Raw genomic sequence first — 16,683 nt, 5'->3', positions numbered from 1 at the left:
CCGATGACGCGTCCACCGCGCAGCGGGCCCGGGGGAGGGGTGGGCTCGGGACCGGCGTCGGGTTGCCGGCGCGCGATCCGGAACGCCACGAGGACCGCGGGTCCGCCCCCGGTGATCGCCGCCGTGGCGGTGAGGATCAGCGTGGCCGCGAGCGCGACTCCCTGAACCGGTGTGGTCGCGGTGGCGGCGAGGGCGGCACCGGCGAGACCCGCGATGCTCAACGAGGCGGCCGGCCACACCGGCAGGCTCGGGCGCAGCGCGAGCGCGGGTGCGAGAGCGGCCACGGCCAGGCACACCAGTGAGAGGACGGTCAACGATCGGCCCTTTCCAGGAGTCGGCGCACGAGTTCGCGTCCGGCCAGTTCGGCCTGCCACCCGGCGGTGGCGAGGCGCTGGGATACCGCTTGCTTGCTGATGCCGAGACGCTCGGCGATCCGCGCCTGCGACAGACCCTGACGAGCGAGATCGACCGCCTCGTGCCCCTGCTCGGTCCGGCGCAGGACGACGGTGGCGAGCAGGGTGAGTGCGGCGTCGACATCGGCGGTGGCCTCGGGGTCGTTGCCTTCGGCCGCGACCTGCCCGGGCGCGTTCTTGGCGCGTTCGACGGCGGTGCGGGCATGCTCGAAGGCGGGACCGCGACCGGCTCGGGTCTGTTCGGGCAGCGGGGTCTCCACCGGGCCGATCCCCACCCCGATACTCCAGCGTTCGCGCCGGAGAAGGTCGAGGACTAGATCGACGACGAGGCTGGGATCGTCCGCGACGGCCTGGACCTCGTCGCCCGCGGTGCGATCGAAGGGCCGCACCAGCGGAACGTCCTGCAGTTCGGTGAGGAGATCCGCCACACGGTCGACATCGCGGCGGCTGCCCCGTTGGTCGACCGTCAAGACGAACATGTGTCAAGTGTGAGGGCTTGATTCCGGATAATCAAGACCTGAAGCTTGACGAATCGGGGTGCCGCGTGGCGGTGCGTACAGCCTATCGGGCCGGCTCGTTCCCCGTCAGCTCATGATGTGCGGTGATCGCGTCCACCGCATCGCCGTCGTACTTCATCCGTTTCGCGATGGTGAGGCGGAGTGTCGACGGCAGTGCCGGGGCGAACTTCTTGAAGTAGGCGCACAACCATTCCTGGCGCCCGACGAGAAACGGGAAGTCGGTCGTCATCATGTTGCGGGCGACCAGCATCGGCAAGGGGGCGTCGAGGGGATGGAAGTCGTGATTCCACAGGCCCGGCTGGGTGCAACCCGGGTAGAACTGGCCGAGCATGAAACCGTGTTCGACGAACCGCGACTTGAATTCCGCGTGGACGACGTCGATCACCTCGAAGCCGGTGAGGTCGGGCAGTACGGTCACGAGCGTCTTCAGGCTCCGGTCGCGATCGTCCTCGCGCGAGAGTGTCGCGTACAGGTCGAACTGGTCCTCGACGATCGTGCCGAGTGCCCCGGCGTCGATTCCGGATCCGTGGACGAACGCGGCTCCGAAGAGTTGCTTGCCGATCGACGGACGGACGAACGGGCAGACGGGTCCACTGCGGCCGAGCTCGGGGTTGGGCTCGGTGAGATACCCGCTCGCCCACGTTCTCAGCAGATGGGCGCTTGCTTCTCTTGCGTACTCGGAGGTTTCACCGAACAGGTCCACCCAGACCGTGCCCGAACGAGGTCCGACTCGTCTCTGGATCGGCATCTCCGCTTCCTCCCTCCAGGGGACGGATATCGCGGCCGAGGCGGGAGCGGCCGGGTCGGGAACTGCGAAAGGCTCCCGGAAAGAATCGTGGGAAGGCCGATTCGGGCAGTAGGTGTGCGACCGGCGGAAGCTGTTGCAGCGCAACATTGTCGAATGCCACGGTCCGGTTGCGTGCATCGTCCGCCCTCGCGAATCCGGTGCTCGTGCGACCGTCGGGCCGGCGTGAAGTCTCCTTCGCGCGGAGTTTACCGAAAGTTTTGCATTCTAAGTTTGTAAAACGAGCATAGCGCGGACAGGAGGTTTTGATCCATCCCTTCAAACAAACCTTGGGTTTATGGAGTGAATATGCCGAATGTCGGGATGTGAGAACGTGGTCCCCGCGGCGTGTCCTGGTCGCATCTCGATCTCGTTCTGCTGCACAGCATTGCAGCAGCCCAGTCCCCGTCCTACGCTGACGCATACATTTTCGAAGCGACGTGCCGACTCGGTCGTCCCCACCCGCGACGCCCGATGGTATCCGGCTCCACGAGACGTTCCCGTTCGACGCTGCCGCTGCACACATCCTCGTGAAGGGGGCGCTGTGGCCACTCCCGCCGTAGGCGCCGCGCAGAACTCCGACGACGAGCGCGCGGGTGCGTTTCCGCTGACTCCGGCCCAGTACGGTATCTGGCTCGCTCAGCAGCTCGTCCCCGAAGTCCCTTTCGTCATCGCCCAATACGTGGAGTTCCGTGGAGAACTCGACCTCGAGCTGCTGAAGTGGGCGTCGACGACCGCCGGACGGGAGTTCGAGACCGTCCTCCTGCGCCTCGTCGACGTGGGCGGCCGTCCGTACCAGGTCGTCGACCGGGACCTCGATGTCCCCACCGAGGTCGTCGATCTCCGTGACGAATCCGATCCGCGGGAGGTGGCCGAGCAGTGGCTCCGGCGGGATGTGGAAGCGCCCGTCGACCTGATGGCGGATCGGTTGTGCCGCATCGTGGTTCTGCGCACAGGTGATGCCAGTTACCTCGTGTACGTCAAGGCCCATCACATCGCGCTCGACGGGTTCGGAGCGATGATCATCGTCCGCCGGGGAGCCGAACTCTATTCCAGGGCACTCGCCTCCCGGAGTTCCGGCCAGGACACGGTGTCGACGCCGGACAAGCCACCGGCGAATCTACGGACGTTGTACGAGAAAGACCGGCAGTATCGCGCGTCGAGCCGGTTCGTCGCGGACCGTGAGTACTGGAGTGAGCGGATCCGCGACCTGCCCGACGTCGACACCACGGAGGTGCCCCCGGCGGTCCGGACCCTCACGGCACAGACGGATCTGTCGGACACTGCGGACACCTACCTGTCGGGGTCCCCGGCGATGCGGGACGCCTCCTCGGCCGCAGTGGTACTCGCGGCCGCCGCCTGTTTCTTCTCACGGCGGTCGGGACGGTACGACGTGCTCGTCAACATCCCGGTGTCGGCGCGGACGACGGCCGAGCTGCGACGGTCCGCCGGAATGCTCGTCAACGTCGTTCCCCTGCGGATCCGGGTGGAGCCGAGCGAACCGGTGGAGGATCTCGTCCGGCGGATGCAGGTCGAGCTCGTCGGAGCCCTCCGACACCAGGCGTGCGGACTCGACGACATCCGCCGGGCGACATCCGAACCGGTGTCCCGCTTCTCGGTCCCGCTGGTCAACGTCATGCTGTTCGATCAGCAACCCGTACTGGGGGACATCGTGGGAACACCACATGTCCTGTCGCGTGGGCCCGTCGGGGACCGGCTGATCACCGTCCATCGCCGCAGTGCACCGGCCGGCACCGTGATCGAATTCCGGGCGAATCCGAACCGATACGAGGAGAACGAGATACAAGCGCAGTGCATCTGTTTCACAGAGATCCTCGAGCAGTTCGTCGCAGCCGACCCTCGAACGCCGGTCGGTTCGATCCACCCGCCGAGCGCCGGAGCGGCCGCACCCCGCTACCGACGGAACACCGTGCTCGATCACTGGCGACACCTTCTGGCGGGTGCACCCACACCGCCCACTCTGTCACCGTCCCTGCCGACACCTGCCGGTGGACGGGCGGGCAACGCGGGATCTGCTTCGGCGTGGGCGCAGTTCGTCCATCCCCTCGGCAGCGGACCGGGTCGAGCGAGTGCCCAATGTGCCGACGATCGTGTCCCGATCCTGCAGGCTGCCACCGCGATTCTCGTCGCCAGGTCGAGTGGTACCGACGACGTCGTCCTCGGTCTCCCGGTCCCGGCCGGTACCACTGATGTGCGCACGGTCCTGCCGTTGCGCACCCGGGTGCGCCTCGACGAACCCTTCCGAAATCTCCGCGAGAACATCTTCCGTGGGACTCGGGACGCTCTCGCACATGCCGACGTACCTGCCGTGACACTGCTCGACGCGCTGGCGCCGACCCGGAACGGTTCGCACGCCCCGCTCTTCCGCATCACTGTCGAAGGACGGGGCGATGCGGACAGGGAGGTGAAGAACGCGGTCCTCGGTGATGTCGACCTGCGTATCGATCTGGAGCGTCCGCCGGCCGGCGACGGTGCCGGACGCGAGTCCACGTCCGCGGACGTGCTCCGCATCCGGTACGCCACGAACGCCTACACCGCGCCGACCGTCGCGCGCATCGCCCGCCGACTGGAACGTATCCTCCTGGCGGTCGAAGAGGATCCGGCGATACGGGTCGGCGACATCGATCTGCTCGACGCAGCCGAACGGACCGCACTCGTCCCCGTGACGGGTCCGCCTCCCGTGCCCGAACGCCTGCTGCCGGAGATCCTCACCGACGCTGCACTCCGTGCCCCTGAAGCACTCGCGGTGTCGTGCGGAGGGACCCGGATCGACTACCGAGAACTCGACGAGCGGTCGAATCGGCTGGCCCGCATGCTCGTCGAGCGGGGTGCAGGACCGGAACGATTCGTCGCGATCGGCATGGCCCGATCCGTCGACTCGATCGTCTCGATCTGGGCCGTGGCGAAGACGGGCGCGGCCTTCGTCCCGGTCGACCCCGCCTATCCGCCCGCCCGGATCGAGTACATGCTGCGCGACTGCGACGCCGTGCTCGGACTCACCACCAGCGGCGAACGGCCGTTGCTTCCGGACACCGTGCCGTGGACCGTGGTCGACGATCCGGAGGTGATCGCGGAGACGACGCGATTCACCATGTCTCGGGTGACCGACTCGGACCGATGCGCGCCCGCGCGTTCGGATCAACCCGCCTACCTCATCTACACCTCCGGATCGACGGGACAGCCGAAAGGCGTGGTCGTCACCCACCGGGGCCTGTCGAACCTCGTCGCACACACCCGCACGCTCGCCGAGCCCCACGCGCGGGTCCGGCACGGAACATCCCCGAGCTTCGATCTGGCGGTACTGGAGGTGCTCGTTGCGTTCGGCTCCGCTGCGCAGCTGGTGATCGGCCCACCCGAGGCGTCCGCCGGTGACGACCTCGCACAGGCGTTGCGCGCCGAGCGGATCACCCACTTCTGCACCACTCCTGCGGTCCTCGCGACGATCGATCCGGCGGTCCCCGAAGACCTGTCCTTCGTGAGCGTCGGCGGTGAGGACTGCCCGGCCTGGCTCGTGGAGCGATGGGCTGCGGGTCGTCGCATGGTCAACGGGTACGGACCGAGCGAGATCACCGTGCAGATGGCGTCCGAGAACCTCGTGCCCGGCAGAGCGGTCACCGCAGGCACACTCGGACCCGGATTCCGGGCCGTCGTGCTCGACGCACGGTTGAGTCCGGTGCCGCCCGGGGTGATCGGCGAACTGTATCCGTCAGGACCTGCCCTGGCGCGGGGATACCACCGCCGACCGGGGACGACGGCGACGCGGTTCGTCGCCGACCCGTTCGGGCCACCGGGATCGAGGATGTACCGCACCGGCGATCTCGTGCGGTGGTCGACGAGCGACGAGAACGCCGCAGAGATCGCCTCGGATCTGCGCCTGATCTACGCCGGGCGCGCCGATCTCCAGGTCAAGGTGCGGGGGCGGCGCATCGAACTCGGCGAAGTGGAAGCAGCACTGCTCCGCCACCCCGACGTCGAGCAGGCCGCGGCGGTGGTTCGGCGCGAGACCGGATCCGACCGGGTGGTGGCGTACGTGGTGCCGCGCACCGGAACGGTCCCGGATGCCGCAGCGATTCGTGATGCGCTCGCGGCGGAACTCCCGGATTTCATGGTCCCGGCCGTGGTGGTGCCGCTGGCGGCGATGCCGATCACGGCCAACGGCAAACTCGACCGTGCCGCGCTGCCGGCCCCGGACCGCCGGGGAGTGCTCCATCGTCCTCCGCGCACGGGCCTGGAACGGACTCTCGTGGGGGTCTTCGCGGACGTTCTGCACCTGTCCCCGGATCGGGTCGGCGTCGACGACAACTTCTTCGAACTCGGGGGCGATTCCCTGTCGGCGACCGGGGTCGTGGCGGGACTCCGGTCCGCGCTGCACGTCGAAGCACCCATCAGGATGCTCTTCGAAGCGCCGACGATCACCGAGCTGGCACCGCGACTCGCGGACTGCGGTGTCGCCCGGACACCGTTGACACCCCGACGCCGGCCGGACCGGATCCCGTTGTCCTACGCGCAGTCCCGGTTGTGGTTCATCCACCGCTACGAAGGTCCGTCGCCGACCTACAACATCCCCATGGCGGCACGCCTGACCGGACGGGTGGACATCGCCGCGATGAGAGCGGCGTTCGCCGATGTCGTGGCGCGTCACGAGTCGCTGCGCACGGTGTTCGAGGAATCCGACGGAGTCGCCTTCCAGCGCATCCTGCCGGTCGAGCGGACCTCATTGTCGCTACCCCTGCGGACGGTGTCCGCCGACGAGGAGCAGGCGGCCGTGCGCGCCGAGGCGCGGCGGCCCTTCGACCTGTCCACCGACATCCCGGTGCGGGCCACCCTGCTGCGGACCGGTTCCGACGACCACGTGCTGGTGCTCGTGCTGCACCACATCGCCGGCGACGGCGCGTCGATGGTGCCGCTGGTGCGCGACATGCTGCTGGCATACGCGGCCCGATCGGCAGGGACCGAACCGCGATGGGATCCGTTGCCGGTGCAGTACGCCGACTACACCCTGTGGCAACGGGACGTGCTGGGGGACGAGGACGAGACGGGAAGCATCCTGCACAGACAGTTCTCCTACTGGCGACAAGAACTGGCCGGGGTTCCGGAATGCCTTTCTCTTCCGCTCGACCGTCCCCGCCCCGCGGTGCAGTCCTTCCGCGGTGGCCGGGTAGAGTTCACGATCCCCGCGGAGCTGCGTCTCGCGGCCGACGAACTGGCCGCCGAGCACGGAGCCACCGCGTCGATGGTCTTCCAGTCGGCACTCGTGGTGCTCCTGCACAAGCTCGGTGCGGGAGACGACATCACGATCGGCGGTCCGGTGGCCGGACGGACCGACGAGGCCCTCGCCGATCTCGTCGGATTCTTCGTCAACACCTGGGTACTGCGCGTGGACGGCATCACCGGACGATGGCCCCTCGCCGATGTCCTCGACCGGGTGCGGACCAAGGCACTGGCCGCCTACGAGAACCAGGACGCGCCCTTCGAACGGTTGGTGGAGCTGCTCGCCCCGGCGCGTTCGACCGCCCATCACCCGCTGTTCCAGATCGCATTCGCGTTGCAGAACAATCCGCTGCCGAGCCTGGACCACCCGGACATCCACGTCCAGATGCTGCCCGTCGCGACCGACATCGCGCGGTTCGACCTGTACATCAGCGTGTCGGACAGCGTGTCCACCGACGCCGGCGGGATGCTCGGCAGCATCGAATACGCGAGCGATCTGTTCGAGCGCGACACCGTCGAACGATTCGCCGACCGGTATCTCCGCGTCCTCGATGCCCTCGTGAGCTCGCCCCTTCGACGGGTCGACGGTGTCGACCTGCTCGATCGGTCGGAGCGCGACCTGCTCCTCGCCGCGTGGAGCGGTCCGGCTGCCACCACTGCTGATCGGACGGTGCCGGCCGTGCTCGCCGAGCGGGTCGCGGCGACACCGGACGCACCGGCGCTGACCGGTGTCGCCGGCCGATGGACGTACCGCGACCTCGACGCCCGGGCCAACCGGCTGGCTCGTCTGCTCGTCGACCTGGGCGTGGGGCCCGAGACCGTGGTGGTCGTCGCCCTCGATCGATCCCCGGCACTGGTCGTCGCTCTTCTCGCAGCGTCGGCGGCAGGTGGCGCCTATCTGCCGTTGGACCCCGCCTATCCGAGCGAACGCACCGCCTTCGTCCTTGCCGACGCCGCGCCCCGCGTCCTGGTCACCGACAGTCGATCCACCTCGCACGCGGACCCGGCCGTCGTCGTGGTCGTCGACGAGACGGGCCGCCCGATGTCCCACGCCCTGCCCGACGACGCGCGACCGCTCACCGACCTCGACCGGATCGCGCCCCTGCACCCGTCGAACACCGCGTACACGATCTACACGTCCGGTTCCACGGGCGTCCCGAAGGGCGTGGCCGTCACGCACCGGAACCTCGTGCACCTCGTCGAACACGGGTGGACCGATTCGCGAGCCCGACACCGGATGTCGCTGGTGTCCTCACCGGGTTTCGACGCGTCGGTGTACGAGATCTGGCCCGCCCTGATCGGCGGTACCGAACTGGTGCTCGCACCACCCGGCCTGCTCGATCCGTCGACGGTCGCGCGGATGATCTCCGAACACGGTGTGACGACGATGTTCGTCCCGACACCGCTGTTCCACGCCCTCGCCGACCCCACCGTCGTGCCGGCGCGGGTGTGGGACGGTGTGGACCAGGTGGTCACGGCCGGTGACGTGCTGTCCCCGGAGGTCGCACGCCACTTCCACGAGTCGCATCCCTCGACGTTGCTCGTCAACGCGTACGGACCGACGGAAACGACGGTGTGCGCGACGATGTACCTCGTCGGGGACGCGTTCGCCCGAGGAGAGCGCGCGTCGGTCCCGATCGGCACATCGATCCCGGGAGTCGCGGTCCTCGTCCTCGACGCCGGACTGCTGCCGGTGCCTCCCGGTGTCCCCGGCGAGCTGTACCTCACCGGGGACGGTGTCTCCCGCGGATATCCCGGTCGTCCGGCCACGACCGCGGCACGATTCGTGGCATCCCCGTTCGGCGGGCCGGGGGAGCGGATGTACCGCACCGGCGACGTCGTGCGGTGGATCTGCTCGACGAGCGATGCCGAGGGCTCGGGTGGACACCTGGAATTCGTGGGCCGCTGCGACGATCAGGTCAAGGTCCGCGGTTTCCGGGTCGAACCCGGTGAGATCGAAGCGGTCCTGGGTGCGCATCCGGCGGTGGCCCATGCCGCCGTGGTCGTCCGGGAGACTCCGGGCCACCACGACACCGGACGACTGGTCGCGTATGTCGTGCTCGACCGGGAGCAGACACTGCTCGCCGACTCGACCCGCGCGACCGGCACCGTCGAGCGGTGGAGGGCACTGTACGACGACGTGTACTCCGCGCCGCCGCCCGAGGACAGCGGCGACACCGGTGCCTTCGCGGGTTGGAACGCCACCGACACCGGGCAGCCCATTCCGGTCGAGCAGATGCGGGACTGGCGCGACGCCGCCGTGCGGGCCGTCCGGCGGCTCCGACCCCGACGCCTGCTCGAGATCGGCGTGGGCTCCGGTCTTCTGCTCCGTGAACTGGCCCCCGACTGCGCCGAGTACTGGGGCACGGACTTCTCGGCTCCGACGATCGAGACGCTGCACTCCGCCGTGCGATCGCAGCCGTGGGCCGATCGGGTGACGCTGAGGACGCAACCGGCGCACGCGACCGAGGGGTTGCCGCAGCGGTACTTCGACACCGTCGTGCTCAATTCGGTGATCCAGTACTTCCCGGACGCGGCGTATCTGCTCGAGGTGCTCCGGAAAATCCTGCCGCTGCTCGCACCCGGCGGATCGATCCATCTCGGCGATGTCCGGAACCAGGCGCTGCTGCCGTACTTCGTCGCCGCGGTGGAACTCGCCCGTGCCGACGGCACCGAGACCGCGGACACGGTCCGCGAACGCGTCCGCCGTGCCACGCTCTCCGAGCGGGAACTGCTGCTCGCCCCCGAGTTCTTCGCGGGCCTGGCCGGTCGTCTGCCCGGTGTCACCGGGGTCGACATCGAACTCGGCCGGATGCGGACGGCCAACGAACTCGGCCTGTACCGCTACAGCGTGGTGCTGCACACCGGTACCGGACCCAGGTCGCTCGCCGACGTTCCGTGCCGGTCCTGGACGGGATTCGGAACACTCGCCGCGTTCGCCGACCACCTGCGGACGAGCCGTCCCGATGCCCTGCGCGTGACCGGCGTACCGCACACCGCCCTGCGGTCGGTGATCGCCGCGGCGACCGCCCTCGATGCGATGCCCGACCACGCACTCGTGTCGGAACCGGACCTCCGGCCACGATCGGACGGCATCGGTCCCGCGGACTTCGATCTGCTCGGCGCCGAACTCGGCTACCGGGTCGCTGTGACCTGGTCGCAGGAACCGGGATCGATGGAGGTGATCGTCCTCCGCGACGACCCGGACGACAGAACCCGAGATGTAGCGCTGACCGACGTCTTCCGTCCGGCCGACCCCATCGGCAGCCTCGCGCGCTACGTCAACGACCCCGCCGCAGAGGAGCGACTCGACGACGTCCGTCGCTTCGTCCGGGAACGGTTGCCCGACTACATGGTTCCGGCCGCGTTCGTCCACATGGCCGACCTGCCGGTGACGGTGCACGGCAAACTCGACCGCCGCGCGCTGCCGGCCCCGGAGGTCGCGACGCGCAGCGACAGCTACATCGCACCGACCACCGACACCGAACGGGCCCTCGCTCGGGTGTTCGCCGACGTGCTCGGCGTCGACCGGGTGGGAACACAGGACTCGTTCTTCGCCCTCGGCGGCGATTCGATCATGTCGATCCAGCTGGTCGCGCGGGCCAAAGCCGCGGGCCTGGTGCTCTCGCCCCGAGATGTGTTCGAACACAAGACCGTTGCGGCGCTCGCCGCGGCGGTCACCATGGCCGGACCGGCCGCGCCGACGCTCGAGGAACTGCCGGGTGGTGGTGTCGGCGACGTTCCCCTCACCCCGATACTGCGGTGGCTGGTCGACAGCGGCCGAACCTATCCGGGTTTCTGCCAATCGGTGTCGGTTCCGCTGCCGGACCGACTCCGCGAGGCCGACCTTCTCGCAGCGCTGCAGGCGGTCGTGGATCGGCACGACATGCTCCGGGCGCGCCTCCACGCGGACCCTGGAGCGGCTGACGAGCTGCGCCTGGAGACACGGCCCATCGGATCCGTCCCGGCGTCGTCGATCCTGCGTCGCGTCAAGGTGGACGACCTGACGGGGCCCGAGTTCACCGCGATCGCCGCCGCCGAACACGCTGCCGCGACCGGACGGTTGGATCCCGGCAGGGGAGTGATGCTGCAGGCGGTGCAATTCGAGGCGGGACCCGCCTCGCGACTGTTGCTCGTGGCGCACCATGCCGTGATCGACGGTGTCTCCTGGCGGATCCTGCTGGGCGACCTCGCTGCTGCAGCGGCTCGACTCGAACACGGGCTCGACCCGGCTCCCGCACCGACGGGCACCTCGATGCGCCGCTGGGCGCACGGTCTCGTCGAGGTCACCCGCCGTGGCACGCGTGCGGCCGAACTGCCGTTCTGGATCTCGACGCTGTCGGGTCCGGATGCGCTGCTCGGCGCCCGAGAGCTGGACCCCGCCGTCGACGTCGGGGCCACCGTCGACACCGTCACCGTCGAGGTTCCCGCCCCCACGACCACCGCGCTGCTGACCGTCGTCCCGGCGGCCTTCCACGGGAGCATCGTGGACGGTCTTCTCGCAGCCCTGGCCGGAGCCGTCGTCGCGCAGCGCGCCGAGCGCGGGATCGACCTCGCCGAGGTGCTCGTGGCGCTGGAAGGGCACGGCCGGGAGGAGCAGGTCGTGCCGGGAGCCGATCTGTCCCGGACGGTCGGATGGTTCACCGCGGCCTATCCGGTGCGACTGGACCTGACCGGTATCGACGTGGAGGCCGTGGCACGCGGCGGCACCGCAGCGGGCGCCACGATCAAGACCGTCAAGGAACAACTGCGCGCCGTTCCCGACCACGGGATCGGATACGGGATGCTGCGGTATCTCGACGACGAGGGCCGCGCCGCGCTCGAGCCCCTGCCGGCGCCCCGGCTCGCCTTCAACTTCCACGGCCGGAGCATGCTGCCGGATGCCGTCACGGACATCGAATTCGGCGGTGGCCTCGATCCCACCCAGCCGGTACCGGCGGTGATCTCCGTCAACGCCATGGTCGTCGACACTGCCGACGGGCCCGTGCTGCGCGCGGATCTCGCCTATCCGACCGGGGTCATCACCCGCCCGGAGGTGTCCGACCTGGCCGAACGGTGGCGACGCATGCTCAGCGGCGTCGCCCGGCACGTCGCCGAACCGGGCGCGGGAGGGCACACCCCCTCGGATCTGCCGCTGGTCCCGTTGAGCCAGGAACGCCTCGACGAGCTCGAGCGCCGCTATCCCGGCCTCGAGGACGTGTGGCCCCTCACCCCCCTGCAGACCGGCTTCCTGTTCCATGCCCTCCGGAACGATTCGCTCGACGCGTACACGGTGCAACTGACCCTGCACCTGGGCGGTGTCGTCGATCCGCGACGCCTCCGGCGGGCGGTGGCCGCCCTGGCTGCGCGGCATCCGAACCTGCGGGTGAACTTCGTCTTCGACGGGCAGTCCCCGCCCGTGCAGGTCGTGCAGGCGTCGGTCGAACTGCCGCTGCGTGAGCGGGATCTGAGCGACCTGGACCCCGAGGACCGTGCGGTGGAACTGGTCCGACTGCAGACCGAGGACCGGACGCAGCGTTTCGACACAGCGCACGGACCGCTGGTACGCCTGAGCCTGATCAGGATGGGGCCGGACGATCACCGGCTGGTGTTCACCAACCACCACATCCTGCTCGACGGCTGGTCGGCGCCGTTGCTGCTGAAGGAACTCCTCGTGCTGTACGGAACCGACGCGGACACCGGGGTTCTCCCGCCGGCACGTCCCTACCGGGACTACGTGCGGTGGCTCGTGCAGCAGGACGCGGCACCCGCCCGCGATGCCTGGTCGCGGTACCTGGCCGGCCCGGATCGGCCCACGCTGGTCGCCCCGGACGCCGAGCAGACCTCCGTGCAGGCCCTGTCCGAGGAGACCACCTGGGCGCTCGATCCGGCGGACACCCGGCGCCTCGAGGGCTTCGTGCGGGACCACGGGGTCACCGTCGGCACGGTGGTGCAGGTCGCGTGGGGGATCGTGCTGGCGAAGCTCACCTCGCAGCGCGACGTCGTGTTCGGATCGACCGTCTCCGGGCGGCCCGCGGAGGTCGACGGGGTCGAGGAGATGATCGGCCTGTTCGTCAACACCGTTCCCGTGCGGGTCCGGCTCGATCCGTACGAGACCCTCACAGCGCTCGTCGAGCGGATCCGAGCCGAACAGACCGCGCTGCTCGACCGGCATCACCTCGGCCTCACGGAGATCCAGCAGGTCGCCGGACCCGCCGCCGGGTTCGACACCCTGACGGTGTTCGAGTCGTATCCGGTCGACCGTGCCGCTCTGTCCGATGTGGTCGACATCGCGGGCATGCAGGTGCGCGAGGTCACCGGACACGATTCCGGGCACTATCCGCTGACGCTGATCGCACACGTCGACGACGCGCTGCGGCTGCGACTGAGCTACCGCCCGGACCTGTTCGACGCGGCCGCGGCCGACGCGATCGTGTCGCAGGTCGCTCAGGTCCTCGAGGCCGTCGTCGACCGGCCGAAGGTGCCGCTCGGCCGCCTCCGTTTGTTCGGGGACGAGGTGCCGGTCGTGTCCGCTCCCGGCACCGCGCCTTCGCGGACATGGACGGAGATCGTCGACGACTGGATGTCGCGGTCCCCGGAGGCCGTCGCCGTCGTCGATGCGGGCAGGCAGTGGACCTACGCGGGGCTGGACGAGCGGGTCCAGCGGCTCGTGCATCTGCTCGTCTCCCGCGGAGCGGCACCGGAGACCACCGTCGTGGTGGCGATCCGGCGATCGTTCCTGCGGGTCGTCGCGATGCTCGCCGTCGTCCGCGCCGGTGCCGTCTACGTGCCCGTCGACCCCGACCAACCCCGTGACCGTGTCGCCGCGATGGTCCGGACGGTCACACCGCTCTGCGTGCTCGTCGACGGACCCGAATCAGCGGTGCCCGGCGGGGTATCCGTCGTTCCCGTCCGGGACGTCGAGCTCGACGGTGCGCCGGCAACGCCGGTGCCGGACATCGACCGCCGCGCGCCGGTGCGTGCCGACAACACGGCGTACGTGATCTTCACGTCCGGATCGACGGGCACGCCGAAGGGGGTGACCGTGACGCATCGCGGCATCGCCGAGCTGGTCGATCGGCTCTCGACGGTCGCCGACCGCGAGTCGCGTGTCGCGCAGGCGATGCTGCCGGTGTTCGATGCCTCGTTGCTGGAGACGATCGTCGCGTTCTCGGCCGGGGCGCGGCTCGTCGTGGTGCCGCCCGGTATCGCCGCCGGTGACGACCTCGAGCGTGTGCTCGCCGACGAGGAGATCACCCACCTGTACACCACGCCAGCGGTGCTGGCGACGCTGGATCGGGACGCGCTGCCGGCTCTGACCTTCGTGAGCGTGGGTGGGGAGGCGTGCCCGCCGTCCCTGGTGGAGACGTGGGCCCGGGGTCGTCACATGGTCAACGGCTACGGTCCGAGCGAGGCCACGGTGATGTCGAACCTGCTCGATCCGCTCATCCCCGGCGAGAACCCCACCGTGGGACCGCCGATGCCCGGTTTCGACGAATACCTGCTGGACTCGTACCTCCAGCCCGTGGCCGGCGGCGCGGTGGGGGAGCTGTACCTCACCGGACCGGGTCTGGCGCGCGGGTATGCGGGACAACCCGGCCTGACCGCGACGCGTTTCGTCGCCGACCCCCTCGGCGCACCGGGGCGCCGGATGTACCGCACCGGGGATCTGATGCGCTGGACCCGCACCGCGCACGGCACCGAACCCGTCTACGTCGGGCGCAGTGACTTCCAGATCCAGCTGCGCGGTCTGCGCATCGAGCTCGAGGAGGTCGAGGCGGCACTGCTCCGGCATCCGGCCGTCGCCCAGGCGGTCGTGGTGGTGCGTGACGACGGCAGCGGCGACCGGCTCGTCGGATATGTGGTGCCCGCCGGGGCCGTTCCGGTCGAGGCGCCCGAGATCCTGCATGTCGCCGCCACCCGGTTGCCGCGGTACATGGTCCCATCGGTCATCGTCGTGCTGCCGGGGCTGCCGGTCACCCCGAGCGGGAAGGTGGACCGGTCGGCGCTGCCGGCGGCTGCGCCCGTCGGGGCCGCCTACCGGGCGCCGCGCACACCGACCGAAGGAGTCGTCGCCCGCGCGTTCGCCTCCGTCCTCGAACGGGACCGGATCGGGATCGACGACAACTTCTTCGACCTCGGCGGCAACTCGCTCGCCGCGACCGCCGTGGCATCGAAGCTGCGCAGCGAGCTGGGCCGGGACGTTCCGCTGTCGTTGGTCTTCCTCGACCCCACACCGGCCGGGCTCGCGGATCACCTCGACGAGCCGCCGGCGACCGCTGCTCCGGCGACCGGGATGTTCGATGTGCTGATCCCCCTGCGAAGGCAGGGTCACCGCCCACCGGTGTTCTGCGTGCATCCCGCGATCGGTTTGTCCTGGGTGTACGCGGGACTGCTGCGCTACCTGCCGGATCGGCCGGTGTACGGACTGCAACTGCCGTACCTCTCCGGCGGACCCCTCGACGCGACGCCCGCCGAACTGGCGCACCGCTACGTCGAGGAGCTGCGGGCCGTGCAACCGCAAGGTCCCTACACCGTGCTCGGCTGGTCCCAGGGCGGATTGATCGCCCATCACATGGGCGTTGAACTCGGCGCCGCGGGGGAGTCCGTCGACCTGGTCGTCCTCGACTACTACCCGCTCGAACGCGAACGACGTGCCCATACCCACGCGGAGTTGCTGGCGGGCCTGGGCATCGAACTGCCCGGCGCAACGCCGGACGACATGACCTCCGAACAGTTGCTCGACGCGGTGAACCGCAGTCTCGGGCACGAGACCGGACTGTCCACCGCCGACCTGGAGCGGATCCTCACGGCCTACGCGCACGTCCATCGGGCCGCGCCGACACTCGAGCTGCGATGTTTCGACGGCGACCTGCTGTTCGTCGCCGCGGCGCGATCGCTCGGCACGGGTGACGGTGCGTCACCGGCCCTGTGGCGGCCGTGGGTGTCCGGCACGATCACCGAGCACACGATCGACTGCGACCATCTGGAGATGATGACCCCGGCCGTGCTCGCTGTCCTCGGCCCGATCCTGGCGGACTATCTCGCCGCCGGGTCCTGATCCGGATCGACGACGGCGTCGAGCGCCGAACCGGCGGGCTCGGGGAGCCTGGCCTCGAGCAACAGCCCGGCGAGACCGAGTGCGATGCACACCCCGGTGATCACCATCAGTCGCGGATCGGTCTGCCCGGTCAGGGCATCGCCGAGGAGTACGACCGCCACGGTGCCCGGCAGGATGCCCACGACCGTCGCGAGCGTGTAGGGGACGAGGCGGACCGCCGAGACGGCGCAGCAACAGTTCACGACGAAGAACGGGGCGGCGGCGATCAGCCGCAGGGAGCCGACCGCGAGCCATCCGCGGCGTGCCAGTCGCAGATCGATCGCTTTCGCCGCCGGGTGTGTGAGACGCGATTCCACGGCCTTGCGTCCGACGGCCCGCACGAGCAGGAACGCGAGGACGGCGCTGACCGTGGAGGCGGCGACCGTCACGCCGATGCCGACGGCACTGCCGAACAGCACGCCGGCGCTGAGGGTGAACACCGTGCGCGGGATCGGGGCGATCGTGACCAGGGCGTGGACGGCGAAGAACGCCAGGACCAGTGCCGGGCCGTGCACCGATTCGGACCATTCCCGGATCTGGGCGATCGTCGGATGCGGCACCACGAGAGCTACGACGACGAGCGCCGCCACCAGGCCCAGGATGCCGAGCACTCTGCGGTCTGCGGCAAGCCTCGTCACGAGCGTCCACACTACCGGC

General features: G+C 69.6%; 4 protein-coding genes and 1 pseudogene. 1 reads left to right on the top strand and 4 read right to left on the bottom strand.

Features of this window, described 5'->3' with window-relative positions:
* The 3 genes and pseudogenes from B9C99_RS21665 to B9C99_RS21655 form a co-directional block, all read right to left on the bottom strand.
* Positions 1-314: pseudogene (locus tag B9C99_RS21665) on the bottom strand (hypothetical protein); the annotation flags it as partial.
* Entirely contained in the window at positions 311-892 is a 582-nt protein-coding gene (locus B9C99_RS21660; RefSeq protein WP_016693120.1) for a hypothetical protein, read from the bottom strand. The gene B9C99_RS21660 and the pseudogene B9C99_RS21665, both read right to left, overlap by 4 nt.
* Positions 893-974: 82 nt before the next feature.
* Positions 975-1,679, bottom strand: coding sequence for a DUF6875 domain-containing protein (locus B9C99_RS21655; protein WP_088899308.1), 705 nt, complete (start codon positions 1,677-1,679; stop codon positions 975-977).
* Between the two features lie 580 nt (positions 1,680-2,259).
* Here B9C99_RS21655 and B9C99_RS21650 point away from each other — a divergent pair.
* The gene (locus B9C99_RS21650) at positions 2,260-15,987 is read left to right on the top strand and encodes a non-ribosomal peptide synthetase (protein WP_088899307.1); all 13,728 of its coding nucleotides are present in this window, start codon (positions 2,260-2,262) and stop codon (positions 15,985-15,987) included.
* Here B9C99_RS21650 and B9C99_RS21645 read toward each other — a convergent pair.
* Complete coding sequence (locus tag B9C99_RS21645) at positions 15,966-16,637, bottom strand: TVP38/TMEM64 family protein (RefSeq protein ID WP_016693116.1); 672 nt, start codon at positions 16,635-16,637, stop codon at positions 15,966-15,968. The genes B9C99_RS21650 and B9C99_RS21645 overlap by 22 nt on opposite strands.
* Between the last annotated feature and the right edge of the window lie 46 nt (positions 16,638-16,683).

Origin of the sequence: Rhodococcus sp. BUPNP1, from assembly GCF_002215235.1 — a bacterium.
Taxonomy (GTDB): domain Bacteria; phylum Actinomycetota; class Actinomycetes; order Mycobacteriales; family Mycobacteriaceae; genus Rhodococcus.
Note: the sequence above shows the minus strand (reverse complement) of the source record. Positions and strands in the feature narration are given on the sequence as shown.

Bases quoted from the DNA above. Each gene is read 5' to 3' on its own strand.
- B9C99_RS21660 (WP_016693120.1), bottom strand. From the start codon at position 892: ATGTTCGTCTTGACGGTCGACCAACGGGGCAGCCGCCGCGATGTCGAC.
- B9C99_RS21655 (WP_088899308.1), bottom strand. From the start codon at position 1,679: ATGCCGATCCAGAGACGAGTCGGACCTCGTTCGGGCACGGTCTGGGTG.